This is a genomic window from Chungangia koreensis (genome assembly GCF_042651785.1).
GTDB lineage: Bacteria > Bacillota > Bacilli > Bacillales_A > Planococcaceae > Chungangia > Chungangia koreensis.
The window spans coordinates 161,399-186,452 of sequence record NZ_JBHSEC010000002.1 but is presented as its reverse complement, the minus strand read 5'-3'; the positions used below and the strand labels follow the sequence as shown (position 1 = coordinate 186,452).

Here is a 25,054-nt window from a genome sequence, read left to right as displayed (position 1 = left end):
TTTAGATTGTTCAGTTTGATATAGGGGGAAGGTCATGCTAAAAGTCATTGGGGCAGGTGCTATCGGCATGCTTCTGTCTGCTTATTTAACGGATGCAGGCATGCAAGTTCAATTAGTTACACGAAGGCAGGAACAGGCCGATTCAATCAGCCATTTTGGTTTGACTTTAATTAGAGGAGAGGAAAAATCACTATTTCCATTATTTGCATCTACTAACGTGGATCAGGCCATAAACGATCAATTATACATAATCGCTGTAAAATCATATGATTTAAAGGGTTTAAACTCACTACTCTCCAAAATAGATGTTCACACACCGCTGCTCTTCGTTCAGAATGGTTTGGCCCATCTTGAATATGCATCGGAGATACCGCATCAGAATATTGCGTTTGGGTCGGTCGAACACGGTGCTTTTAAAATTGACGACCATACTGTACAACATACAGGGTCAGGATTGCTACGTCTTGCCATGTTCCGTGGGGACTGGTCTAAATACAAGCATCTTCTTAAAGCGGATTCGGTGGATTTTCCCATTAAGATTGAGGAAAATGCAGAGAAAATGCTTCTTCGAAAAGCAATTCTCAATTCATTGGTCAATCCGCTTACTGCTATACTACAAGTTGAAAATGGAGCACTTCTAAAGTCTGAAAGTTTACAGCTTTTAGAAACCTTATATGGTGAGATTATCACTGTTTTTCCTGAAATGAGTGATAGTGTTACTTTCGAAGATGTCCTGAATCTATGTGAACGGACTGCCGAAAACCGGTCTTCTATGTTGTCGGATCGATTGGCAGGAAGGAAAACAGAGGCTGATGCCATTACTGGAGCATTACTCCGAATGGCTCAGCAGAGAAACATGCAACTCCCTTCCATACGCGTTCTTCATTCTCTGATTAAGGCCATTGAGGAAGGAGACAGCTTAAATGGGTGAGATATCAACGGGAATCGTTTCATTCCTCATCGCTTTCCCGATTGTTTTATTCATTCTTTTTTATGTTCTTCTGTATTTGCTTTTCCGGAAGAAAAAAATGGATGCATTTGGGATTGCAGCAGATGTAACCACGTTAATCTTATTTTGGTCGGTACCTGCTGTCGTTTATGTTTTTTGGACATTGAATATTTTTAGTTACCTTATCATTAGTGCCCTGCTAATTGGAATGATTTTCACTATTTTTGAATGGAAAACACAAAAAGAAGTCCTTGTCATTCCACTGTTACGGAAGATATGGCGTTCTTTGTTTTTAATACTCAATGTTTTATACGTAGGGGCATTCATTGCAGGAGCAGTGCAATTCATTCTGCACTATATGAGCTAAACTGTTTCATAGCCACATTTGCAATGCTATACTCTATGGAGAAGATTTAGGTAGAAGAGGGATGCAACAGTGAAATCAGAAACGAGCAAAATGCCTAATATGAGCCGTCTCCTCTCGGATTATTTGACAGGAGCAGGACAGGCTAACGAATTCTTTCATCACGATGTCCATGGGGCGTCTATAGATAAGCGGTTAAAATATTTGCAATCACACCCGGTTCGCAGGGAAGAACTGACAGCTGTTATAGAAAGCTATATGGAACCACTTGGAATTTCAAAAAAGGCACGCAAACATCTCGACGAGTTGAAAGAGAATGCCGTGGTTGTAATCGGTGGGCAACAAGCAGGTCTTTTAACCGGTCCACTATATTCGGTTCATAAAGTGATTTCGATTGTAATTATGGCTAAAAAGTATAGGGCTATGACGGGAGTTCCGGTTATACCGATTTTCTGGATTGCCGGTGAAGATCATGACTTGGATGAAATCAATCATACATATACCATCAGTTCCGGGAAGTTGAGAAAGCATGCCGTTCCTATTCCGTACATGCAAAAGTCCATGGCAGCTGAAACTGCACTTGACCAAAATGAGGTTATGGATTTTGTAGATGAAGTATTTCGTCAATTTGGCGAAACAATCCATACAGAATCGTTATTAGCAGAAGTTAAGGAAGTTTTATCTGTTAGTACTACGTTCACAGACTTCTTTGCCCGTTTGATGAATAGCCTCTTCCAAAACGAAGGGTTGTTATTAATCGATGCTGCATATGGACCGTTGCGTACTTATGAGAGCAGCTTCTTCGAAAAACTAATAGACAGGTCCGAGGAGATTGCAGAAGCGGTTTTTGCAAAAGAAGCGATTATGGAACAGGCTGGATATGGACAACCTGTTGGTGTTTCACAAGATGCCGCTCATCTTTTCTATTTGCAAAATGGCGAACGCGCCTTGTTAAAAAGAGTGGATGGTGATTTTGTAAACGAAACATTAGGTCTCCACTTTACAAAAAGTGAATTAATGTCCATTGCGAAAACATCGCCGCAATTATTAAGCAATAATGTAGTGACGCGCCCGATCATGCAGGATCTGGTATTTCCCGTCTTGACTTTTGTTGGGGGACAGGGAGAAATTGCGTATTGGGGATTGCTAAAGGAAGCGTTCGAGGTAATGGGAATCGAAATGCCGATTGTAGCGCCGCGTTTTTCGATTACGTTAGTGGATCGTCAGGTGGAACAACTGTTGAAGGAAGAAAAGATGTCGGTAGAGGACGTCTTCCAGGGGAGTGTTTCAGTTAAAAGGGAAGAATTCCTAACAAGTGTTTCAGATTCTCAAACCGAGACACTCTTAAATGAGACGCAACAGTTAATATTGGAAAAATATGAGCAGATCAAAGATGCAGCGAAAGTGAATGGTTTGCTGACTCAACAGTTGATCGACAAGAATGTGTCTTTTCATTTAAGTCAACTTGCTTATTTAAAGGGGAAACTTGAAGAGAGTACATTAATACGTCACGATGTCCAATTGAGACGCTATGAGACATTAATGAATCATTTGCTGCCTGAGGGTGGTTTGCAAGAGCGCAAATACAATCCGTACATGTATTTAAATCAATACGGTCCGGATCTTATCAACGATTTACTTAAGCTCGACTACCGTTGTGACGGCAGTCACCATATTGTTTATCTTTAAACAGGGCAGCCTCACCACTTTTGGTGAGGCTGTTTTTTTGTCTTAGTAAATTTACTTAAACAGAAAGCAATAAATATAAAAAAGAGATTGAATTTCTTAGCTTGAAGCTGATGTTAGAACGCGATCAATATTGTCAGCAAACTGAATAGATGACAAGTTCATAAGGTTTAGTTGTTCTCTCGCTGCTGTTCCACCAATGAAAAATTTAGTTTGCCGGTGTTTTGAAGCGAAATCATCTAAGTCCTTCAGAAATACCCCTCCATCGTTAAATGGAAATGAAGTCGTAGCTGTCAGTAATACAATTTCAGGGTTCGTCCTTTCCACAGTAGATTGGATAGCGGTAGTAGCGGGAGAAGGTCCGATCATTAAAGTTCGGTATCCACGAATTCTAAATTGTAAAAGCAAAATTTGCATCGGTATTTCGTGTTGTTCCCTCGGAAGGCAACTACCTACGACGAGTGGTGCGTGCTCGGAAACAATTATAGAACGTCGTGCTTGGGCTAAATAATCACGGATTGTTTGGCTACTAACGGCCTCTTGAAATTCTCCCCATCTATGGTCGCACCATAGTTGCCCAATTCGTTTTAAAAATGGCAACAAAATGTCTTGAATCAGCAATTCCATTCCATAGGTATATTGAGCTTGCTGAAGTAATTGCAACAGTTTGATATCATCCAGTTGCTGACCAGCTTCCTCTAAGGAATTTATATATGTTGTAAAATCGCTTTCTATCGGTGTTCGGTTAGAAATAGTTTGATTTTGTGCCATTTGTGCAGCTTGTTTAATGGTATAGCCTGCATTTACAAACGAAGTAATGTCTTTTAACAGTTTGACCTCATCCTGTGAATACACGCGATAACCATTCTCTAAACGATCTGGACGTATGATTCCATATCGATCTTCCCACTTTCTTATTACTTGTTTGGATAACCCCGTCATTTCAGACACTTGTTGTATTGTATAGGAACGTTCATGATCATTAAACATCAGTATTCGCCTCAATTTCCTTGCTAATTTACGAAAAGTTAAATGAAATCTAAAAAAATATTATAAAGTGTTGGTAATAAGTGTACAACACTTGTATAATGTTTGTATAATAAGATTAAAGATACATATTCCATTTATGCATGATCGACATTAGGAGTAAGTGTAACAATAATTAAAGTATAGTCGTTGTATAATGTTTGTCAAAAGTTAAGGGGATTGGAATGAAAAAAGATCAGAAAAATGTAGGCTGAAGCCGGGATGATTGTATTTTTATGGTCTGACGTACAAGTATGATCGCACTGTTTAGCTCGAAAAAGGAATGTAGTATTCCTAATAAAATGAAGAGAGGTATAAGGATGAAAATACAACCATTCAATAAATGGGGAAGTATGGTGGCGGGCAAGCGTTCACGATGGATAACCATAATTCTTTGTATGGCATTAGTCGTACTTTTAGGCGGATTATTTCCTCAAATAAACTCAATCGAAAACTTTGGTGGCGACGACTTGCCAGAAGAAGTGATGTCCCGTCAGGCTGATCAAATAATGGAAGGCGAATTCCCGAGTGATTCTGGAATCCCTCTACTAATCGTATGGTATAAGGAGTCAGGATTAACGATTGATGATATTGCAGTGATTCAAAAACTGTATGCAGAATTGGAAGATAAACCTCTAAATGGTCAAGTAGCTTTGCCCCCATTTGCATCCTTGCCACCTCAAATGTTAATGGAAAATAGTTCGGTAAATGGTCATTCAATCGTCACGCCTGTTTTCTTTGACGAAGCAACAAATACAGAGGTCTTGAAAGAAGAGCTTGAAAAAATCAGTGAGATGACAAAACAGCTGATTGGGGAAGATCCTTTTACTTTGAACACAGATGAAGGAAATCTTATTGCCAGATTCTCTGGTCCTGTTGGAATTGCTGTGGATGCTACAGACTTATTTAAATCGGCAGACTTTAAGTTAATGGCTGCCACCGTATTCATCATTTTAGTTATTTTACTTCTTATATACCGATCGCCAATCCTGGCAATCCTTCCTATTATCGTCGTATCCATAGCATTTCTTGTGATTAGCCCGCTACTTGGGGCTATGGCGGAGTTTGGTTGGATAGATAAAGATGCACAAGCTGTTTCAATTATGATCGTTTTGCTCTTCGGGGCAGGAACTGATTATTGTTTATTTTTAATTACTCGTTATCGTGACTTACTGGACGTTGTGGAAAATAAATACGACGCCATTAATCGTGCTATTTCTGAATCGGCGGGTGCAATCATTATCAGCGCATTAACGGTAGTGGTTGGTTTAGCAACCCTGAGTTTAGCGGAATTCGGAGCATTTCAACGGTTTGCGATTCCTTTTAGTTTTGGTGTATTAATAACGAGTGCCGCAGTTTTGACCTTGCTCCCAGCAATACTGGCCGTAATCGGAAGAGGTGCCTTTTGGCCGTTCATTCCTCGCCCACTTTCAGTTGGAAATGAGTATACGATAGGAAAAAACGGGAAGTTGAAAAAACCGAAAGAAAATCACCGTTATATGAAAAAAGTGGGGGCTATCGTTACAAGACACCCTTGGATCATCATTAGTATTACAAGTGTAATTTTGATCGGTTTGGCCATTACTTCAACAACTATCAAATATAATTATGACTTGCTATCTTCATTTCCTGAAGAAATGCCCTCCCGTGAGGGTTTTGCCTTAATTGAAGAAAATTTCACTGCTGGCCAATTGGCGCCTGTTCATGTGTTAGTAAATTCGCATGGAAATGATACTGATTTAAAACCGATGTTAGAAAACTTACCCTATGTATCAAAAGTTGACGATCGACGTATGGGAGAGAACAATGCTGAGATCCATCTATATGAAGTGGAACTTAGTAAAAACCCATACTCAAATGAAGCGATGGATGATCTGGAGGTAATGAAAGAAGACTTGAAAGACATCTTATCAGCTGCTGACATGCCGCAACATAATTACTGGCTCGGAGGAGAAACAAGTGCACAATTAGATACAAAAGAAATCCAGTTAGGGGATGAAAAGCGGATTCAGCCAGTTATGATCTTGATCATTTTTGCTGTTCTTCTAATTTATCTGCGAGCCATACTTACTTCAATTCAGTTAATGGCTACAGTAATTGTCTCTTTTTTCGCAGCACTGGGACTCGGTTGGCTTATATTGTCAGGACTATTGGGGCATGATTCCATCGGAAGTTCTATTCCGTTATATTCATTCGTCTTTATTGTTGCGCTTGGAAATGACTATAATATCTTTATGATTTCAGACATTTGGAAAAATCGAAAGAAGGGTCTAAGCCATAAAGAAGCAATTATTGGTGGAATAGCTTCAACTGGAGCAGTCATTACCTCGGCGGGCTTAATATTGGCAGGAACGTTTGCGGTGTTAACGACATTACCAATTCAATTATTAGTTCAGTTCGGTGTCATAACAGCAGTGGGTATTCTACTCGATACGTTTATTGTCCGACCGCTGTTGGTTCCATCATTGTTGACAGTGATGGGTCGTTTCTCATATTGGCCAGGAAAGCAATGGAAAAAATAATTCAAGAATGAACATGAATTAAATTATCGGAGGAACAATTATCAATCACCTCTCCACCTTTGTTGAATAATGTATCAAGTAGTGAAAGCTCCCTAAGATGAAGGGAGCTTTTTGTTTATAGGAAAGTACATCTATCGCTCTCTTTAATGGAAGAAAGGGATGGAGGTCTATAAATAGAAGGTGGGTGTTTTGCAACCGAACATCTGTCTCAACAAGTACTATTGTTTTATTTTGAGAAATAACCAAAGTTTTTTTGAATTTTTGGTGGAGGAAAGTGGGGGGATGTGGTACATTTATTTCATAATGTGGGGTGAAGTACATGTTCATGGGTGAATATCAACATAATGTTGACCCAAAAGGCCGACTGATCATACCGGCTAAATTTAGGGAGCACTTAGGAGATTGTTTTGTTATAACACGCGGTCTTGATAATTGCTTATTCGGTTATCCTATGGATGAATGGCGGAAACTCGAAGAAAAATTGAAACAGCTCCCTGTTACAAAGAAGGATGCTCGTGCATTCACCCGATTCTTCTTCTCTGGTGCCACTGAGGTGGAATTAGACAAACAAGGGCGGATCAATATTCCCACCACATTACTCTCTTATGCAAAAGTTGATAAAGAATGTATTGTGTTAGGGGTTTCCAGCAGAATCGAGATTTGGGCGAAATCGGCTTGGGAAACATATTTCGATGACTCTGAGGATTCTTTCAACGAAATTGCAGAGAATATGATTGATTTTAATATTTAACATAAGAAAGAGGAGAAACCGAATGTTCAACCATACAACAGTATTGCTTCACGAAACAGTTGACGGATTGGACATCCGGCCTGATGGCGTATATGTCGATTGCACATTAGGTGGAGCTGGACATAGTGAATACTTAGTAAGCCAGCTTGGTGCTGATGGTCGGCTGATCTGTTTTGATCAGGATGAAACAGCAATAGCCCATGCGAAGGAGCGGCTCGCTCCACACTTGGACAAAATTACGTTCGTCCACGCCAATTTCCGATACATAAAAGAAGAACTCCATGCTATTGGCATCCAGAAAGTTGACGGTATCCTTTATGATTTAGGTGTTTCGTCTCCCCAACTGGACACTCCTGAGCGGGGCTTTAGCTACAATTACGATGCCCCTCTCGATATGAGAATGGATACGAGTTCAGACTTAACAGCGTTTGAAGTCGTTAATAAGTGGGAATATGGTGACCTCGTCCGAATCTTTTACAGGTATGGTGAGGAAAAATTCTCAAAGCAGGTTGCCCGCAAAATTGAAGAGGCACGGAAGAAGAAAGCGATCGAAACTACATTTGAATTAGTCGATCTCATAAAAGAGGGGATACCCGCTGCAGCAAGAAGAACTGGCGGCCATCCGGCAAAAAGGATATTTCAGGCAATACGGATTGCTGTGAACGACGAACTCGGCGCTGCTGAAGATTCATTGACCGATGCCCTTACCCTTTTGAAAGTAGGGGGACGGATCAGTGTTATTACGTTCCATTCATTAGAGGACAGGCTGTGCAAGACAATCTTCAAAGAAGCGTCTTCACTTCCGGAGTTACCTCCGGGTCTGCCCGTTATACCCGAAGGAATGGAACCTAAGCTGAAGTTGATAACGAGAAAACCGATCGTTCCAAGTGATGATGAAATCGAAATGAATAATCGTGCTCGTTCCGCTAAACTGCGAATTGCGGAAAGAATAAGAGAATGAGGGGGAACTGAAAAATGGCTGCACCACTTAGACGCCGTGAGGAAATGATTTCACAACCGGTGACACCTCATGTCCCGGCAAAACGAAAACAAAAGAAACGCGCTCCGAAGATATTTACTAAGGGCGAATATATGCTTATGATTTTCTTCTTTTCCATTGTGGCGGGTTTTGCCATTATGATGTTAAATACACAGGCGACAATCACTGCGACAAATAAGGATATTCAAGCAATTGAATCTAAGATTGAAGAAACGAAAAAAGAGAATACGGATTTGTCCATTCAAGTCAGCGAGCTTTCTACATACGACCGTATTTGGGAAAAGGCTAAAGAACTTGGTCTTGAGTTTGAAAAGCAGAATGTAAAGGTAGTGCCTGGACAATGAAGAAGAAATTCCGTTTTCAATGGGGAGCCTTTCTTATGTTTTTGCTATATGGAGGGCTCTTTTTTGTATTATTCGTCAGAATGTTTCTGATTCAAGCGACTGGTGAGGCGGAAGGACAAGCTTTGGCTGCATTGGCAGATAAAAAATATTCGCGTGAGACTACTCTTAGCGCAAGCAGAGGAGTTATTTACGACCAGAGCGGCGAAACAATCGCTAAAGATACGTTGAGTTACCGACTGATTGCCATTTTAAGTCCCCAGGCCACAAATGATGTAGAACATCCAAGACATGTCGTCGACCCGGAAAAAACTGCACAAGTTTTGGCCGAGTACATTCCTTTATCGGAAGAGGAAATTTTTGAACGACTGTCGATGAATGGGAAATATCAAGTGGAATTTGGAAAAGCTGGCCGGGATATCAGTCATGATACCATGCTGAAAATCCAGCAAGAAGGACTACCGGGAATCGTATTTGAACGGGATTTGAAAAGGCTTTATCCTAACGGGAAGTTTGCATCCCATTTGATCGGTTTTGCTTTAAAAGAAGAAAATGAAGAAGGAAAAGTCACGACAAACGGTAAAATGGGACTTGAGCGCACATATAATGAAGAATTAACCGGTAAAGACGGGAAGTTAAGTTACAAAAGTGATTTATGGGGTTATTTGCTTCCTAATAAGGAACAAATATTAACTCCTGCTCAAAACGGCCAAGACATTTACTTAACGCTGGATAAAACAATCCAAAGCTTTCTGGAAGATGCGATGAACCGGGTTGAGACAGAATATGAACCGGCGAAAATGGTGGCTATCGTTGCAGATCCGAAGACCGGTGCGATTTTAGCAATGAGTCAACGGCCATCTTTTAACCCTCAAACACTGGATGGATTGACATCGAACTGGCTCAATGATGCAGTTGAAAATACAATTGAACCAGGTTCTACGATGAAAATCATCACATTAGCTGCCGCCATTGAAGAAGGAAAATGGAATCCAGGAGCGACTTACCAGTCAGGCAGGTATAAGTTACTTGATCAGACTATTCGGGACCATAACGGCGGTAACGGTTGGGGGCGTATTACCTATTTGGAGGGCTTTCAGCGTTCTTCAAATGTTGCGATGGCGTATTTGCTTGAGAATTTGGGAGACAGAACTTTCATCGAATATGTCCGTAAGTTTGGATTTGGTGGAAAAACAGGTATTGACCTGCCAAATGAGGCGACAGGGACGATCTTGGACAACTGGCCAAGTGAACGCTTGACTACCTCATTCGGTCAAGGAACAACCGTAACACCGATTCAAATGATTCAAGCAGGCACAGCCATTGCGAATGATGGAAAGATGATGGAGCCATATATCATTGATAAAATCGTGGATCCAAACACAGAAGAGATTGTTAAGGATAATGAACCATCCGAAAAAGCGAAACCCATCTCATCAAAAACAGCGGAAGAAGTGCGGAAAATCATGGCCTCTACCGTAACTGCGGAAAAAGGTACAGCTAAACGCTTTGCTCTCGATGGATATACTGTTGCGGGTAAAACAGGTACTGCACAAATTCCTGATCCGAAAACGGGGAATTATTTATGGGGCAAAAATGACTTCCTCTATTCGTTTTTAGGGATGGCTCCTGCTGAAGACCCGGAGCTGTTAGTATATATCGCTGTTCAGCAGCCGCAATTGAAAGTAACAGAAATCGGTTCTCAGCCGGTTGCTGAAATCTTCACTTCTGTTACAGAGAATAGTTTGAAATATTTAAGCATTGAGCCTTCAAGTGACATAAAAGTGGAAAAAACTTCTTTAGGTGATTATGAAGGAAAAGAAAGTCAAGCTGTTATCCAGGAATTGAAAAACACCGGATTAGTCCCGGTCGTTGTTGGAGATGGTGGGAAGATTACTGAGCAGTATCCAGCTAAAAAAACTGAAATATTAAAGGGACAACGTGTATTCCTTAAAACAGAAGGGCAAGCAACACTACCTGACTTCACGGGATGGTCAAAACGGAATGTGCTTATATTCAAAGAGATGTCTGGACTCCGGATCGAAACGTCTGGTGAAGGGTTTGTCCACAGTCAGAGTGTTTCTGCAGGTAATATAGCATCAGGTAACTCACCGGTCGTCCTAAAACTACAAACACCTGCAGAGGTTTATAACAATATGAATAGTGAAAATGAAGAAAACAGCCTTCCCCAAGATTAGTTTTGAATAGTAAGACAATCCTTATCATACGTTGAATTAAAAACAATAAGGTGGGATTGTACTGCATATTCAATATAAGACAAAGAAACGGCTGCGCCTTGTATGGATCGGTGTATTCGTTCTGTTCTTAGCACTGATCGGAAAACTGTTCCATGTGCAAGTCATCAGGCACGATTGGCTGACTGCAAAAGCGGAAGAAAATTGGGACAGGGAAATCCCCTTCGCAGGCCTTAGGGGTGAAATAACAGACCGGAATGGGAATGTGATTGCCGGAAGCAAACTTGCTCCTACTCTCTATTTCATGCCCGCTCAAAATAAGAATGTGGAGAAAGTAGCGGAGCAACTTGCCTCGGTAATAGATGTAGAGAAAGAGCGGTTAGTAAAGAAAATGTCCCAAAGGACCTATTTAGTCAAATTAGCCCCTGAAGCCAAGAATATTACTCATGAGCAGGCGATGGAAATTCAGCAAATGAATATTCCGGGTATTTACACCGGTGTAGACTATGTTCGTGACTACCCTTATGGAGATTTATTGTCAAGGACTTTAGGTTTTACAGGATACGATATGCAAGGCTTGGCCGGTCTTGAATATCAATATGAAAAACAGTTAAAAGGTAAAGAAGATATTATCAGGCTATTCACGGATGCGAAACAGATACCGCTCCCACACGTAGAGGATGGCTGGAAGAAGGGGAAACAGGGATCGACGGTTGAATTGACCATTGATCTTGACGTTCAACGGGTTGTAGAAAGGGAACTTAAACAGGCAACCCTTCAATATGAAGCAGATCAGGCGCTTGCCATCGCAATGGATGTCAAAACTGGCCAAATCTTAGCATTGGCTTCTACTCCGACATTCCATCCTTCTAATTACTCGAAAGTGGATCCTTCCATCTATAATCGGAACTTACCGGTCTGGATGACGTTTGAACCGGGATCTACATTCAAGATCATTACATTAAGTGCTGCATTAGAGGAAGGGAAAGTGGATTTACAAAATGACCATTTCTATGATCCGGGGTATGCAATTGTCGAAGATACGAGATTACGTTGTTGGAAACGAGAAGGCCATGGCCACCAGTCGTTCCTGGAAGTGGTAGAAAACTCTTGCAACCCGGGTTTCATTGAGTTGGGAAGGCGTGTAGGCGAGGAAAAGCTGAGCCAATACATACGTGATTTCGGATTCGGTGAAAAAACCGGCTCCAATATTGCCGGGGAGGCGAAGGGAATTCTATTCTCTCCAGAAAATTATGGACCGGTCGAACATGCGACGACCTCATTCGGCCAAGGGATTTCAGTTACACCGATCCAACAAGTGCAGGCAGTTGCTGCTGCTGTGAATGGCGGTAAATTATACCGGCCATATATCGTGAAAGCCATCAAGGACTCTGAAACTGGTGAAGTCATCGAGCAGTTCGAGCCAGAGCTTAAGAGGCAGGTAATTAGTGAAGAGACATCCAAACAAGTTCGAGAAGCCTTGGAGTCAGTAGTGGCAAACGGTTCTGGAAGAAATGCCTTTGTTGATGAACTTCGTGTAGGTGGAAAAACTGGTACTGCACAAAAGGCAGAAAATGGCCGATACAAAGATGGAGAATATATTGTATCATTTATAGGATTCGCTCCTGCAGATGATCCACAAATTGTTGTCTATGTAGCTGTTGACAATCCGAAGCATGCCATGCAGTTCGGCGGAGTCATCGCGGCACCGATTGTCGGTAACATTTTGGAGGATATTCAGCCCATACTCAATATTGAGCCGCGTGAAGGACAAATCGAAAAAGAATACCGGTGGGGAGATCAGTTAACGTATAGAGTTCCTGATCTGACTGGCAAGACCAAGTCCGAAATTGGTAAACTCATGTACCCATTCAAGCTTGAATGGCATGGTTCCGGTGACCAGATATTAACGCAGCTTCCGAGAGCGGGCGGATTAATTCGGGATACTGATATAATCCATGTTTATACGGACTACACAGCCGATAAACAAACAGAAGAAGGGAATCCTTCTAACAAAGAGGGGGAAACTGATCCAGTAAAAGAGGATCAAGCACATGACCATTCCCACTAACATACATAATTTAGTTGAAGAAATAAATGAACTTCATTGGTTTAAAGGAGATTACTTATGACACTCGCTACTACACTCGTGATTCTTTCGACTTCCTTCGCTATTTCAATAATCGGTGGATTTTTGCTGATCCCAGTTTTGCGAAAGATGAAATTTGGGCAAAGCATACGCGAAGAAGGACCGGAAGCTCACCAGAAAAAAGCAGGTACACCAACGATGGGCGGCGTGATTTTCATCGTTTCAATCATTCTGACCACGTTGGTCCTTTCTTATTACTTTGAATTACTTACCACCCAAACGGTGGTCTTACTAATCGTTTTAGTCGGATTTGGACTTATCGGTTTCCTCGATGACTTTATAAAAGTCGTGTTAAAAAGGAACTTAGGTCTAACCTCTATTCAAAAACTGATCGGGCAAATCGTTATTTCAATCATTGCTTATTTCTTATTGAGATTAGGACCATTCCAGACAACACTTACTTTGCCGTTCACTGATGTTTCGTTTGATCTGGGAATTCTCTACATTGCGTTCCTCATTTTCTGGTTAGTGGGCTTTTCAAACGCCGTTAATCTTTCCGATGGGCTGGACGGTCTTGTTGGAGGGACGTCATCTATTTCATTTGCAGCATTTGGGGTATTGGCATTAATCTACGGTCAAAACGACTTGGCTGTATTTGCTTTTGCAGTCACGGGTGCGTTATTAGGCTTCCTCTTGTTTAACATTAACCCTGCAAAAGTGTTCATGGGGGATACTGGTTCCCTTGCACTCGGTGGAGTGCTTGCCATGCTTTCTGTTCTCATGAAACAGGAATTCACTCTACTGCTTATTGGTGTCATATTCGTTATTGAAACCCTGTCGGTAATCCTACAAGTCATCAGTTTCAAGACAACGGGTAAACGGATCTTTAAGATGAGCCCAATCCATCATCATTTTGAATTAGTGGGTTGGTCGGAGTGGAGAATTGTTTTAACGTTTTGGGGTATTGCTTTACTTGCCGCTTTATCAGCGGTGTTATGGGAGGTGTTCTAATTGAAGGAGATTACCGATTTTCAACAGAAAAAGGTACTAATCTTGGGCTTGGCGAAAAGTGGAGTAGCAGCTGCCCAGCTCCTACATAAGTTAGGCGCCTTCGTTACCGTCAATGACCGGCAGCCATTTGAAGACAGCCCGGATGCCCAATTCCTTCTAAGTGAAGGTATTACTGTAATTTGTGGGTATCATCCGGAACATATATTGGACGAAGGGTTTGAATACGTGATTAAGAACCCTGGAATCCGTTATGATAACCCGATTGTAGAAGATGCAATCCATAGAGGAATTCCTGTTTTTACCGAAGTAGAGCTTGCATATTTGATCAGTGAGGCACCGTTTATCGGAATTACTGGTTCAAATGGTAAAACAACGACAACGACTCTCCTCTATCATCTTCTCAATATTGGAGGGAAGAGACCGCTGATTGCAGGAAATATTGGGACAGTTGCATGTTCTGTTGCGGAAAAAGCGGAAGCTGATCAAGTGATTGTCACAGAGCTTTCTTCATTTCAGTTGATGGGAACTCAAAAGTTCAGACCTACTATTGCCATTTGGACAAATCTCTATGAAGCACATCTGGATTATCACGGAGATTTTGATGCCTACGGTGAAGCGAAATTTAAAATTACGTCTAATCAGACTAGTGATGATTGGTTAATCTACAATTCCGAACAAGAAATCGTGTGTTCCTATGCTGAGAAGTCCGTTGCAAAAAAAATTCCGTTTTCTGTATCTGGAAAGACTGATGTAGGAATTAGCGCGGACGAAGAGATGGTGTATTGGCAAGGAGAGGCTTTGCTGAAACGTTCGATCATTGCACTTCCAGGTAAACACAACTTGGAAAATATACTTTGTGCGACTGCTGCAGCACTTTTATCCGGTTGTACTGTGGAAACTATTGTCCACGTTCTATCGTCCTTCACTGGTGTTAGGCATCGAACCCAATACGTAAGGGAATGGAACAAAAGAAAATTTTATAATGATTCCAAAGCAACGAATACGTTAGCGACAAAAAGTGCACTCGAAGCGTTCAGGCAGCCAACAATTTTGTTATGTGGCGGTTTGGATCGAGGACACTCATTTGAAGAGATGCGTGGCAATATGAATGATGTAAAAGGGATGGTTGTTTTTGGTGAAACAGCTGATCGCTTGGAAGAGTTTGGAAGGTCATGTGGAATCACAGACATCATGAAAGCGGATGGAATGGATGATATTGTAGAAAAGGCGGTTGCTATTTCAGAAGAAGGGGATGTCATTCTCCTTTCACCAGCTTGTGCAAGTTGGGATCAATATCCGAATTTTGAAATGCGCGGTGATGAATTTATCCGAGCCGTTATGAAGATTTAATGATTTTAGGACCCTTCCATGGTCCATAAATTTTACACCGAAAGGATGCACGTACTGGATCAAAAATTGAAGTGGACGTTTCTGTCCTCCGTCGTGCTATTGTCATTAGTAGGACTAAGTTTTGTCTATTCAGCAGGTACTTATTGGGGGCAAGTCCATTACGGCAATTCAGCCCCATTCCTATTGAAGCAAGCAATCTATTTGGCAATTGCAGGTACGCTTGCTTATGCAATTACGAAATCCGAGCTCATTCGAAACGAAAAGTTTTGGAATGTGATCTACATACTGTCACTATTGCTGCTCGTTGCTGTACTGATTCCTGGTATCGGGGTAGTAAGGAACGGTTCTCAAAGTTGGATAGCACTCGGACCGATTAACCTCCAGCCGGCTGAATTTGCTAAAATCGCATTACTTGCTAAACTTTCTTGTAAATTGAGTGTGGTTCCGCAAAGAGGGAAGATATTCAATTATCTTCATTTCATCCTGATACTCCTCCCAGCGGGACTCATAATGCTGCAGCCGGATTTCGGCTCAGCGGTCATTTTAGTGGTATCGGCTTTCATTTTACTGCTGATTGCTGGATATCCAATGAAATTCTTTGTCTTATTGGCATTTTTAGGAGTTGGTGCTTTAACTGCCTTAATTGCATCAGCCCCATATCGTTTGGATCGTATAAAAGCGTATTTAGATCCATGGAGTGATCCTCTTGGAACTGGTTTTCAAGGGATTCAATCGTTGATGGCCATTGGTCCTGCTGGACTCTTTGGTCACGGATACGGCTATAGTCGCCAAAAGTACTTATATCTTCCGGAACCACAGAATGATTTCATTTTTTCTATTATTGCAGAGGAAATCGGATTCATTGGTGCTAGCGCTGTTCTTTTCTTATTCTTCATAATGATCATGTCCGGTTTCGGACTTGCTGCAAGGGCAGGCTCTCAGTTGGCGTTCTTCATGATAGTCAGCATTATTAGTATGATCGGGTTTCAGACTTTTTTAAATGTAGGTGTAGTTATCGGTCTATTACCTGTAACGGGTGTTACATTGCCCTTCATCAGTTACGGCGGCTCGTCGCTCCTCGCTGCTTGGATTTGCGTAGGCATCATACTGAATTTTTCAACCCATAAGAAAAACTGATTGGAAAGGAGGCCTATTTCTTGGATAAGATTATTGATATTGAAGAACGGATCCCTACTTTGCGGGAGAGAAGAAAAAAACGGACGAACCGAAAATTCTTTCTACTCATTTTCATTTTCCTATTCACGCTAACAGGTCTCTTGTATTTCCAATCGGATTTTAGCCATATCTCCCGTATTCATGTTGATGGTGCATCACTGAATAGTAATGAAGCGTACATAGAAAAAAGTGGATTGGAAAACGGAATGTCCATGTGGGGATTCCGGGCTGGTGCAATCGAGAAAACTCTTATGTCAAGTAACGAAGTCAAGGAAGCGACTGTAAAACGTGGTTGGATCAATGAAATTTCCATTTCAATAAAAGAATGGGATCGACTTGCTTTCATTGAAAAAGATGGGGAATATATGCACCTATTAGAAAATGGGACAACTTTTCCTCAGAAACAAAAGGATATGATATTAGACGCACCAATTCTTAGCGGTTTTTCTGAGCAGCATATCCTGAAGAGAATGACCAAGGAATTGCAGGATATGCCGAGTGATATTCTTCCATTAATTTCTCAGATTCGATATACGCCAAATAAGCAGGATCAATTTTCACTACAAATATTCATGAATGATGGGAACGAAGTTAGAGCGCTAATTCCATCATTGTCTGAAAAAATGAAGTACTACCCATCAATAGTGACTCAAATTCCAACGGGTCAATATGGTGTTATAGATTTAGAAGTGGGTTCCTTTTTCAGTCCGTATCAGGAAGTATACGGTCCTGATCTTCCTGATGAGGATTTAGTGGAAGGAGAGGAGGCTGAAGTTAATGAGGAACAACAAGAAAATGAAGAATAATGGCAAAGTCGGGGGCGGGATCATTCTTGCAGCCGTTTTTCTGATTTTAGGGTTTATCCTCAGTTATTCCTATAGTCTTTCTAAAAATGATCCACGTGAATCGTTAGCCGGAAATTCTGTTGCTGAACACGAAGGCAAATATCGGGATGAGCTGATCAAACAAATGGAAAGGAATAAAGAATTGACCGAGGAGCTGACGGCCAAGCGGGAGCAAATCAGGGAATATGAGAAATCATTTTCCGAAGGTGAAGAAAGCTATTCGAAACTTGCAGAAGAGGCTAAGGATCTCCGCTTATTACTTGGGAGTGTGCCTGCCAAAGGTGAAGGTCTCAAAGTGAAGCTCGAAGATGCGGAATACGATCCCGCTACTATGAATCCAAACGAATACATCGTCCATGAAAGCCATATTTTCAAGGTGATCCATGAATTGAGAATTTCAGGCGCACAGGCGATTGCCGTCAACGGGCAAAGAATAGACGAAAGTACTTATATCAAATGTACAGGCCCTGTCATCACAATCGGAACTAATCAGTATCCAGCTCCTTTCACGATTGAAGCCATTGGTGATACTGATGTTCTCCTTCCGGCTATCCAGCTGAAAGGGGGGGTCTTCGATCAGCTGATCCATGATAATATTGTGGTGACATTAGAAGAAAGTAATTCGATCCGAATGTCCCCTATGCATACAGAGGGCTCTTAAAACAGAAAGGAGAATTGGCATGAATCGCGTACAGCTCCGGTTTACGGTCATCTTAATCATCATCGGGCTTATGGTGTCCATTCAATACAACACGATTCAAACGCCTGAATCCCGTGATACCCGTGACGTCTGGGAAATCCGCCAGGAGCTGTCGAAGGAAATGCAACTCCACTCAGAGCTGTTAAAGGAAATCCGTTCTGCAAATGATACACTTATTAAGTACGAGAACATCCAGTCTGAAAGTCCTGAACAAGCACTACGTGAAACAGTTATGGAGCTAAGGGAATATGCAGGGTTAACAGATTTCAATGGACCAGGCTTGACCTTGGTTGTTAAACCATCGATCGAAAGCATGGCGCTTGGTAATGGTATTTCCATTATTTCACCAGAATTACTTACACGGCTGATCAATGAGATTAACAGGTTTGGAAGCCAAGCAATCGGGGTTGACGGTAAAAGGCTAACACTTCTAAGTCCAATTCGCGATATAAATGGAGAAACGACAGTTAATGGCTTGCCAATTAAGACCCCTCCATTTGAAATCAGAATTGGAACAAGTACGATGGAAGAAGCAAGGCAAGTTTATAATGCATTGCACGCTTCGAACATAGGAGATGATTTCTTCATCGACAATCTATCGCTTGAGATTAAAGATCCCGTTAGTAAAATGACAATTCCAGCGTATGACCAGCCGATTGATAATAAGTACTTGTCAGAGGCGGAAAAGGAGTAATGGTATGTGGCTACCACTTTTAGGATTAATATTGGGACTAACTTTCGGGTTAATGACAGATGTGAAAATCCCTTCTGAATATGAGAATTATCTCTCAATTGCGGTACTTGCTGCATTGGACACATTATTCGGGGGTATCCGGGCTCATTTGCAAAACGTCTACGATGACAAAGTGTTCGTATCAGGTTTTTTCTTTAATATAGCGCTTGCAGCTGGACTGGCTTTCCTCGGTGTCCATTTGGGAATCGACTTATACCTGGCCGCAATATTTGCGTTCGGTGTCCGGCTGTTCCAAAATATTGCCGTAATCCGCCGAATTCTGCTTTCAAAGTGGGATGAGCGGAAAAAAGATAAATTGGAAATTCCTCAAAAGTAGTCGAATAGAGGGAAATTTACAAAACATGACGAAATTGCTTAGACAACGCAGTAAGAATGCAATAGAATGGTGATTAAGGATAGTTTTGAAGGAGGTGCCATGAGTTGAGTCAAAATGAATTATATGTTTCTCTTGATATAGGATCGTCCTCCGTAAAAGTTTTAATCGGTGAGATGAATGATGATACATTGCATGTAATCGGTGTCGGGAATGTAAAGTCCAATGGCATCCGAAAAGGGGCCATCGTCGATATCGATGCAACTGTGCAGTCTATAAAAAAAGCAGTGGATCAAGCCGAGAGAATGATCGGCATGTCGATTCGCGATGTAGTATTAGGTATTCCGGCAAATCAGGTGCTGCTTCAACAAGTGAAGGGCGTCGTTGCCGTTAACAGTGAGAATCGTGAAATTACCGATGACGACCTCGATCGGGTCATCAATTCCGCTCAAGTAATGTCCATTCCTCCAGAGAGGGAGCTCGTCAACTTAGTGCCGAAGCAGTTTATCGTTGATCATTTGGACGAGATTAAAGACCCTCGGGGCATGATTGGTATTCGCTTGGAAATGGACGGATTGATGGTCACGACTTCTAAGACAATCCTCCATAATATTCTCCGATGTGTTGAACGTGCCGGACTTGAAGTCCGTGAAATTTACTTGCAGCCATTGGCGGCAGGTTATTTCGCATTGTCGGACGACGAGAAAAATCATGGAACTGCGTTTATCGATATCGGTGGTGGTTCAACAACGATAGCCGTCTTTGAAGAAGGACATATGACAAAAACAGCCGTGATCCCTGTTGGAGGGGACCACATAACAAAAGATCTTTCCATCGTATTAAAGACCACAACTGAGCAGGCAGAAAAGATTAAACATCAATTTGGACATGCCTTCTATGATGACGCTTCTGATGATGAATTGTTTGAAGTGCCGGTGATCGGAGTGGATACGAAAGAACAATACAGTCAACGATACATATCGGAAATCATCGGTGTCCGTTTAGAAGAGTTGTTTGAACTTATCTTGGACGAGTTTTACCGGATGGGGATTCAAGACATTCCAGGTGGGGTAGTATTGACTGGCGGCTCATCTAAACTTGAGGGGATCGCCCCACTTGCTAGACATATCCTGCAAACTAGGGTAAGATTGTATACACCTGATTATATCGGTGTCAGAGAACCGCAATATGCAACTTCGACTGGTCTGATCCGTTATGCACATGCGCAGGACGAGTTCTTTGGCAAGGATAGTGGACAAGCATTGGAACCGATACCGGTTGCAGCCGCTTCAGCGTCGAAAAAGCCGAAAACGCAGTCCAAGAATCAGCAGGACCGCGAAGGTGTGATGGATAAGGCTAAAAAGTTCTTCGATAAATTCTTTGAATAAAAGGATAGTAGATTAGAAGATTCCGGTGGAACCGACAAGGATGAGGAGGAAAAAATGATGTTGGAATTTGATACAAATGTCGAACAGCTCGCGATTATCAAAGTGATCGGCGTCGGTGGTGGCGGAAACAATGCTGTTAACCGAATGATCGAGCACGGCGTAGCTGGCGTTGAATTCATTGCAGTAAATACAGATGCTCAAGCATTAAACCTTTCTAAGGCGGAAGTGAAGCTCCAAATCGGTGCTAAACTTACTCGCGGATTAGGAGCAGGGGCAAACCCTGAAGTAGGTAGAAAAGCTGCTGAAGAGAGTAAAGAACAGATTGAAGAGGCGCTTCGTGGCGCCGATATGGTATTCGTAACTGCCGGAATGGGAGGCGGTACAGGTACTGGCGCTGCACCTGTCATTGCTCAAATAGCACGAGATATTGGTGCCTTAACAGTTGGTGTTGTCACTCGTCCATTTACTTTTGAAGGTCGTAAAAGGCAAACACAAGCAATCGGTGGAATTTCAGCAATGAAAGAATCGGTTGATACACTCATCGTTATTCCTAACGATCGTCTATTGGAAATTGTCGACAAAAACACACCAATGCTTGAAGCATTCCGTGAAGCGGATAATGTGTTACGTCAAGGTGTTCAAGGGATTTCGGATTTGATCGCCGTACCTGGATTGATCAACCTCGACTTTGCCGATGTTAAGACCATCATGTCTAACAAAGGGTCTGCTCTAATGGGGATTGGTGTTTCGTCTGGGGAGAACCGTGCAGCAGAAGCTGCGAAGAAAGCAATTTCTAGCCCATTGCTCGAAACTTCAATCGATGGTGCTAAAGGTGTCTTGATGAATATTACTGGTGGTTCTAATTTGAGCCTTTATGAAGTCCAAGAAGCGGCAGATATCGTTGCATCCGCTTCGGATGAAGACGTGAACATGATTTTTGGATCGGTGATCAATGATAATCTAAAAGACGAAATTGTTGTAACTGTTATTGCAACAGGCTTCACTGAAGAACAGTTAACCGCTACCCGTCCGACACGCGGCGGCATTGGGGCATCTCGCCAACAAGCACAGCAACCTGTTCAACGCGAACAGAGGAGAGAAGAACAGCCTCATCAGCATCACCAACCGCAACAACAACAACAGCCATCTTATCAACAGCAGGAGCGCCAACATGCTCAGTCGCAGGAGGATACACTTGACATTCCAACATTCCTCCGCAATCGACAACGTAGAAGATAAGAAAGATATAAGGAGACCGTCTCTATATAGAGGCGGTCTCCATTTTTTTATTTAAGGAAAAACAAAACTTATATTATTGAACCTGGAGCAATCGCTCCAGGCGGACGCTTTCCGCGGGCTCGCGCCAAGCCTCGGACTGACAGGATGTCGGTTATGGATGCGTTGCCGCACGATGCGGCGCACTTAGCATCCCATCCTATATTCGCCTTGCGGGGTCTTGGACTGTCTCGCTGTCCCGCAGGAGTCGCCGCCTTCCGCTTCTTATCTATAGCTAAAGAAGATAGTAATTCAAAAACTAATTCAAAAGTGTTTATTAAACATTTTATATTGATTGGATTCAATATTGATAAATAGAAATTTAGTACAATCCCTTGTTCGATGTTGTATAACAAGTAGTGTCCGCAACGAAGACTCCTCGAAAATGCTTCGCATTTCCTTCGTGCGGTGTCTATTCGAGGAAGCTATTGCAATGTCCTGTGGGAATAGCTTGAGCTGAAGACCCCGCAGGAACGATAGGTGAATGAACAAAGGCTAAATACGCCGCGTCCTGCGGCAACGCCTTTGTGACCAACATCCTGTTGGCCCGAAGCCAAGCTCACGGAAAGCGAAGTGGCAGACACTGCTGATTTTCTAATACATCAATCTCCACAAAGGTTTTACTTTGACAACAATCTGTGACTATCCCTTTTTGAGGCGGTCTTTTTGTCGTTAAAAACAAATTTCGTGGAATTGTTCTGAAATGCGCCTTGCAAAACATATGGTAATAAGTGAAAACAAGCCTGATTAAGCATAATGCATTTTAGTAATCAACTTTTTGTCGATAACTTTTACCCCTCTGTCGCCTCCCTTTGACAAATTCTTTAAAAAGCATATGTTATCGTTTCCGTAAGGAGGCAGTCGACATGTATGCGGAAGTCATGATCGCGATCAATACCCTGTTCAACTTCTCTATGCTTTCATTTACCAATAAAATTTGCATGTATCGCATATCGTTCAAACGGCTTCTGGTCAGTTCTCTTATTGGCGGCACCATTGTTACAGTATTAGGTGATGCCATCATTGTAGTCCTGCTATCTTTCGTATTCATGACAGCGTGGGCATTTGGCTGGAGAATCATGGAGTGGAAAAGAGGAGCTTCTGTTACGGCGATAGCAGCATTATTTGCCGGGGGCTTATTAACTGCATTGCAACCGATACTTTCAGCCGCGTCCTCTTATTACTTTGTCATGATCGCTTGTATCATTTGTTATGCAGGTCTTCATTTTTTTCAGTCAAAGTGGATGGATGGGAAAGTGAATGCCATGAATGTTCAACTTACACACTCATCTGAAGTAGAGGTGTTCGGCAAAAATATCCCTCTCACGGTATTCATCGATACGGGTAACACATGCACTGAACCACTTTCAGGAAAACCGGTCCATTTTGTTGCATTTGAAGCGGTCAAGCATGCAATGGATGAGGAACTAATCAGAAGTTTGTTGGCGTGGGAAGCAGGTGATCCGACTCGACTCTCCCAGTTTCCGGAAAGATACCGATCAATCATCCGTCTCATCCGGCTGTCAACGATCCAGAAAAAAGAGACGTGGGCGATTGCATTCCGATACGAGAATTGGTTTTTGGGGAATGAGAATGGCCACTATTTAATGCCCGGTTACGTTGTATTAACGAAACAGAATACAAAGTTTCCAAAGGGAGCGGATGCAATCCTCCATGTCTCTGCTATGACCACATTCAAAAATGAAAGGGGAAAAGCTGATGTTTCATGAACTATTACGATGGCTATCACTGATCTTCTCTTCCATCAAGAAAAGCGGCACCTACTACATAGGAGGCCATGAATCATTACCGACGCCCCTGACAAGGGAGGAAGAAGCAAAGGCGATCGAAGCCTTTATGGCTGGAGATCCGGCAGCGCGGGATACACTTATTGAAAAAAACTTGCGATTAGTCGTCTATATTGCCAGAAGATTTGAGAATACCGGTACACATATTGAAGATCTTATTAGTATTGGAACAATCGGACTTATCAAAGCGATTGAAACGTTTAACACAGATAAGAAAATCAAACTTGCTACTTATGCTTCAAGATGTATTGAAAACGAAATCCTGATGCATTTAAGAAAAACAAGCCGAATGAAATCCGAAGTGTCATTCGATGAACCATTGAATTCAGATGCTGATGGTAATGAGCTTCTCCTTTCGGACATTTTAGGAACGGATGAGGATATTATTACGGAAGATGTTGAGAGGAAAATAGAAAAACAACATATGTTTTATGCCATTCATCAATTGGAAGAAAGAGAAAGATACATTATGGAATGCCGTTTCGGTCTAAATGGAAAAGAAGAAATGACTCAAAAAGAAGTAGCAGACCATCTTGGTATTTCGCAATCCTATATTTCAAGACTTGAGAAAAAGATCATACATGATTTGCGTGAGGTGCTGAATCATCCGATCACATGATGGGTGAAATTGGAGATTCCACCATCGCATATTCTTCCGGACTGGGGACAAACTGTACATTACAGTCAGTCAGTCACAAGTTCGGAGGAGAATATGACAAGAACTAAAGTTGAAATATGCGGAATTGATACTTCTACTTTGCCAGTCCTGTCGAATGAAGTCATGAGAGCAACATTTGTCCGTTTGCAAAGCGGCGATCTCAGTGCGAAAGAAGAACTTGTAATGGGAAATTTGAGGCTCGTTTTAAGTATTGTCCAACGTTTCGCTTACAGGGGGGAGCAGGCTGACGATCTGTTCCAGGTCGGTTGTATCGGCCTTATTAAATCCATTGATAATTTTGACCTGAAACATAACGTCCGTTTCTCAACATACGCCGTACCGATGATTATCGGTGAAATCCGGCGGCATTTACGAGACCACCATCCAGTACGCGTTTCCAGATCACTACGGGATATCGCATATAAAGCGATGAAAGCTAAAGAACAATATATACAAGAGAATTTGAAAGAACCGACGTTAGCGAACCTGGCAGAATTGACCGAAATTCCTGCTGAAGATATTTTGTTTGCTTTAGATGCAATTCAAGATCCATTATCCCTTCATGAACCGATTCATCACGACAGTGGAGATCCAGTGTACATGATGGACCAACTACAAGATGATATGGTTTCAGAAGAACGGTGGGTCACGTATGTATCTGTAAAAGAAACATTGACGAAACTGGATGAAAGGCAACAGACAATTCTATCCAAACGCTATTATTACGGTGAAACCCAAACTGAAATTGCTCGAGAGTTGGGTATTTCACAAGCACAAATTTCCCGGCTTGAAAAACATGCCATCAGTATTATTCAAAACAATATGGTACAAGAAGAAATAAAAAATAATTGAC

The 25,054-nt window shown here is 41.9% G+C and carries 23 protein-coding genes; 22 read left to right on the top strand and 1 reads right to left on the bottom strand.

Annotated elements, in window-relative coordinates:
* Positions 1 to 34: 34 nt before the first annotated feature.
* The 3 genes from ACFOZY_RS02555 to bshC all read left to right on the top strand — a co-directional run bounded on the left by ACFOZY_RS02555 (position 35) and on the right by bshC (position 3,002).
* Positions 35 to 931, top strand: coding sequence for a 2-dehydropantoate 2-reductase (locus tag ACFOZY_RS02555; protein ID WP_378151917.1), 897 nt, complete (start codon positions 35 to 37; stop codon positions 929 to 931).
* The gene (locus tag ACFOZY_RS02550; RefSeq protein WP_378151915.1) at positions 924 to 1,316 is read left to right on the top strand and encodes a DUF3397 family protein; all 393 of its coding nucleotides are present in this window, start codon (positions 924 to 926) and stop codon (positions 1,314 to 1,316) included. Before ACFOZY_RS02555 ends, ACFOZY_RS02550 begins: the two co-directional genes overlap by 8 nt.
* 69 nt (positions 1,317 to 1,385) lie before the next feature.
* Entirely contained in the window at positions 1,386 to 3,002 is a 1,617-nt protein-coding gene (gene bshC / locus ACFOZY_RS02545) for a bacillithiol biosynthesis cysteine-adding enzyme BshC (protein ID WP_378151913.1), read from the top strand.
* A gap of 96 nt (positions 3,003 to 3,098) precedes the next feature.
* On the opposite strand, the gene ACFOZY_RS02540 is transcribed toward bshC, so the two are convergent.
* Entirely contained in the window at positions 3,099 to 3,989 is an 891-nt protein-coding gene (locus ACFOZY_RS02540; RefSeq protein WP_378151911.1) for a MerR family transcriptional regulator, read from the bottom strand.
* Positions 3,990 to 4,345: 356 nt separating this feature from the next.
* On the opposite strand from ACFOZY_RS02540, the gene ACFOZY_RS02535 reads away from it, so the two are divergent.
* The 19 genes from ACFOZY_RS02535 (at position 4,346) to sigG (ending at position 25,053) form a co-directional block, all read left to right on the top strand.
* Complete coding sequence (locus tag ACFOZY_RS02535) at positions 4,346 to 6,547, top strand: MMPL family transporter (RefSeq protein ID WP_378151909.1); 2,202 nt, start codon at positions 4,346 to 4,348, stop codon at positions 6,545 to 6,547.
* Positions 6,548 to 6,866: 319 nt separating this feature from the next.
* Entirely contained in the window at positions 6,867 to 7,298 is a 432-nt protein-coding gene (gene mraZ, locus ACFOZY_RS02530; RefSeq protein WP_378151906.1) for a division/cell wall cluster transcriptional repressor MraZ, read from the top strand.
* A 22-nt stretch (positions 7,299 to 7,320) separates the two neighbouring features.
* Positions 7,321 to 8,259, top strand: a complete 939-nt coding sequence (gene rsmH / locus ACFOZY_RS02525; RefSeq protein ID WP_378151904.1) for a 16S rRNA (cytosine(1402)-N(4))-methyltransferase RsmH — start codon at positions 7,321 to 7,323, stop codon at positions 8,257 to 8,259.
* A 14-nt stretch (positions 8,260 to 8,273) separates the two neighbouring features.
* Positions 8,274 to 8,642, top strand: coding sequence for a cell division protein FtsL (gene ftsL / locus ACFOZY_RS02520; protein WP_378151902.1), 369 nt, complete (start codon positions 8,274 to 8,276; stop codon positions 8,640 to 8,642).
* The gene (locus ACFOZY_RS02515; protein ID WP_378151900.1) at positions 8,639 to 10,837 is read left to right on the top strand and encodes a penicillin-binding protein; all 2,199 of its coding nucleotides are present in this window, start codon (positions 8,639 to 8,641) and stop codon (positions 10,835 to 10,837) included. Before ftsL ends, ACFOZY_RS02515 begins: the two co-directional genes overlap by 4 nt.
* A 55-nt stretch (positions 10,838 to 10,892) precedes the next feature.
* The gene (locus tag ACFOZY_RS02510; protein ID WP_378152209.1) at positions 10,893 to 12,905 is read left to right on the top strand and encodes a stage V sporulation protein D; all 2,013 of its coding nucleotides are present in this window, start codon (positions 10,893 to 10,895) and stop codon (positions 12,903 to 12,905) included.
* Positions 12,906 to 12,962: 57 nt separating this feature from the next.
* Positions 12,963 to 13,934: a phospho-N-acetylmuramoyl-pentapeptide-transferase gene (gene mraY, locus ACFOZY_RS02505; protein ID WP_378151898.1), complete on the top strand. Its 972-nt coding sequence runs from the start codon at positions 12,963 to 12,965 to the stop codon at positions 13,932 to 13,934.
* On the top strand, positions 13,935 to 15,284 hold the full coding sequence (gene murD, locus ACFOZY_RS02500; protein ID WP_378151896.1) for a UDP-N-acetylmuramoyl-L-alanine--D-glutamate ligase: 1,350 nt from the start codon (positions 13,935 to 13,937) through the stop codon (positions 15,282 to 15,284).
* 66 nt (positions 15,285 to 15,350) lie between these two features.
* Positions 15,351 to 16,421 carry a putative lipid II flippase FtsW gene (ftsW, locus tag ACFOZY_RS02495; RefSeq protein ID WP_378151894.1) on the top strand — a complete coding sequence of 357 codons (1,071 nt, stop codon included), beginning with the start codon at positions 15,351 to 15,353 and terminating at the stop codon, positions 16,419 to 16,421.
* A gap of 20 nt (positions 16,422 to 16,441) precedes the next feature.
* Positions 16,442 to 17,266: a cell division protein FtsQ/DivIB gene (locus ACFOZY_RS02490; RefSeq protein WP_378151892.1), complete on the top strand. Its 825-nt coding sequence runs from the start codon at positions 16,442 to 16,444 to the stop codon at positions 17,264 to 17,266.
* Positions 17,238 to 17,966 (top strand): DUF881 domain-containing protein, encoded by a 729-nt coding sequence (locus tag ACFOZY_RS02485; RefSeq protein ID WP_378151890.1) that lies wholly within the window; start codon positions 17,238 to 17,240, stop codon positions 17,964 to 17,966. Before ACFOZY_RS02490 ends, ACFOZY_RS02485 begins: the two co-directional genes overlap by 29 nt.
* A 19-nt stretch (positions 17,967 to 17,985) precedes the next feature.
* Entirely contained in the window at positions 17,986 to 18,699 is a 714-nt protein-coding gene (locus ACFOZY_RS02480) for a DUF881 domain-containing protein (protein ID WP_378151888.1), read from the top strand.
* A 4-nt stretch (positions 18,700 to 18,703) separates the two neighbouring features.
* Positions 18,704 to 19,075 (top strand): small basic family protein, encoded by a 372-nt coding sequence (locus ACFOZY_RS02475; RefSeq protein ID WP_378151886.1) that lies wholly within the window; start codon positions 18,704 to 18,706, stop codon positions 19,073 to 19,075.
* Positions 19,076 to 19,179: 104 nt separating this feature from the next.
* On the top strand, positions 19,180 to 20,460 hold the full coding sequence (gene ftsA / locus ACFOZY_RS02470) for a cell division protein FtsA (RefSeq protein ID WP_378151884.1): 1,281 nt from the start codon (positions 19,180 to 19,182) through the stop codon (positions 20,458 to 20,460).
* A 54-nt stretch (positions 20,461 to 20,514) separates the two neighbouring features.
* Positions 20,515 to 21,699: a cell division protein FtsZ gene (gene ftsZ, locus ACFOZY_RS02465; protein WP_378151882.1), complete on the top strand. Its 1,185-nt coding sequence runs from the start codon at positions 20,515 to 20,517 to the stop codon at positions 21,697 to 21,699.
* A 153-nt stretch (positions 21,700 to 21,852) separates the two neighbouring features.
* Positions 21,853 to 22,053: a hypothetical protein gene (locus tag ACFOZY_RS02460; protein WP_378151880.1), complete on the top strand. Its 201-nt coding sequence runs from the start codon at positions 21,853 to 21,855 to the stop codon at positions 22,051 to 22,053.
* A 548-nt stretch (positions 22,054 to 22,601) separates the two neighbouring features.
* Positions 22,602 to 23,465 carry a sigma-E processing peptidase SpoIIGA gene (locus ACFOZY_RS02455; RefSeq protein WP_378151878.1) on the top strand — a complete coding sequence of 288 codons (864 nt, stop codon included), beginning with the start codon at positions 22,602 to 22,604 and terminating at the stop codon, positions 23,463 to 23,465.
* A complete protein-coding gene (gene sigE, locus ACFOZY_RS02450; RefSeq protein ID WP_378151876.1) occupies positions 23,455 to 24,162 on the top strand; it encodes an RNA polymerase sporulation sigma factor SigE in 708 nt (235 codons plus the stop codon). Before ACFOZY_RS02455 ends, sigE begins: the two co-directional genes overlap by 11 nt.
* Positions 24,163 to 24,255: 93 nt before the next feature.
* The gene (gene sigG / locus ACFOZY_RS02445; protein ID WP_378151874.1) at positions 24,256 to 25,053 is read left to right on the top strand and encodes an RNA polymerase sporulation sigma factor SigG; all 798 of its coding nucleotides are present in this window, start codon (positions 24,256 to 24,258) and stop codon (positions 25,051 to 25,053) included.
* Position 25,054 lies beyond the last annotated feature (1 nt).

What these genes read in the sequence shown, in the direction of transcription:
- ACFOZY_RS02515 (WP_378151900.1), top strand. Translation starts at nt 8,639, where the DNA reads ATGAAGAAGAAATTCCGTTTTCAATGGGGAGCCTTTCTTATGTTTTTG.
- ACFOZY_RS02555 (WP_378151917.1), top strand. Translation starts at nt 35, where the DNA reads ATGCTAAAAGTCATTGGGGCAGGTGCTATCGGCATGCTTCTGTCTGCT.
- ACFOZY_RS02540 (WP_378151911.1), bottom strand. Translation starts at nt 3,989, where the DNA reads ATGTTTAATGATCATGAACGTTCCTATACAATACAACAAGTGTCTGAA.
- ftsZ (WP_378151882.1), top strand. Translation starts at nt 20,515, where the DNA reads ATGATGTTGGAATTTGATACAAATGTCGAACAGCTCGCGATTATCAAA.
- sigG (WP_378151874.1), top strand. Translation starts at nt 24,256, where the DNA reads ATGACAAGAACTAAAGTTGAAATATGCGGAATTGATACTTCTACTTTG.
- rsmH (WP_378151904.1), top strand. Translation starts at nt 7,321, where the DNA reads ATGTTCAACCATACAACAGTATTGCTTCACGAAACAGTTGACGGATTG.
- sigE (WP_378151876.1), top strand. Translation starts at nt 23,455, where the DNA reads ATGTTTCATGAACTATTACGATGGCTATCACTGATCTTCTCTTCCATC.
- ACFOZY_RS02535 (WP_378151909.1), top strand. Translation starts at nt 4,346, where the DNA reads ATGAAAATACAACCATTCAATAAATGGGGAAGTATGGTGGCGGGCAAG.
- mraY (WP_378151898.1), top strand. Translation starts at nt 12,963, where the DNA reads ATGACACTCGCTACTACACTCGTGATTCTTTCGACTTCCTTCGCTATT.
- ACFOZY_RS02460 (WP_378151880.1), top strand. Translation starts at nt 21,853, where the DNA reads ATGGATGCGTTGCCGCACGATGCGGCGCACTTAGCATCCCATCCTATA.
- ACFOZY_RS02550 (WP_378151915.1), top strand. Translation starts at nt 924, where the DNA reads ATGGGTGAGATATCAACGGGAATCGTTTCATTCCTCATCGCTTTCCCG.
- ACFOZY_RS02480 (WP_378151888.1), top strand. Translation starts at nt 17,986, where the DNA reads ATGAATCGCGTACAGCTCCGGTTTACGGTCATCTTAATCATCATCGGG.
- mraZ (WP_378151906.1), top strand. Translation starts at nt 6,867, where the DNA reads ATGTTCATGGGTGAATATCAACATAATGTTGACCCAAAAGGCCGACTG.
- ACFOZY_RS02475 (WP_378151886.1), top strand. Translation starts at nt 18,704, where the DNA reads ATGTGGCTACCACTTTTAGGATTAATATTGGGACTAACTTTCGGGTTA.
- ACFOZY_RS02455 (WP_378151878.1), top strand. Translation starts at nt 22,602, where the DNA reads ATGTATGCGGAAGTCATGATCGCGATCAATACCCTGTTCAACTTCTCT.
- ftsL (WP_378151902.1), top strand. Translation starts at nt 8,274, where the DNA reads ATGGCTGCACCACTTAGACGCCGTGAGGAAATGATTTCACAACCGGTG.
- ACFOZY_RS02485 (WP_378151890.1), top strand. Translation starts at nt 17,238, where the DNA reads ATGAGGAACAACAAGAAAATGAAGAATAATGGCAAAGTCGGGGGCGGG.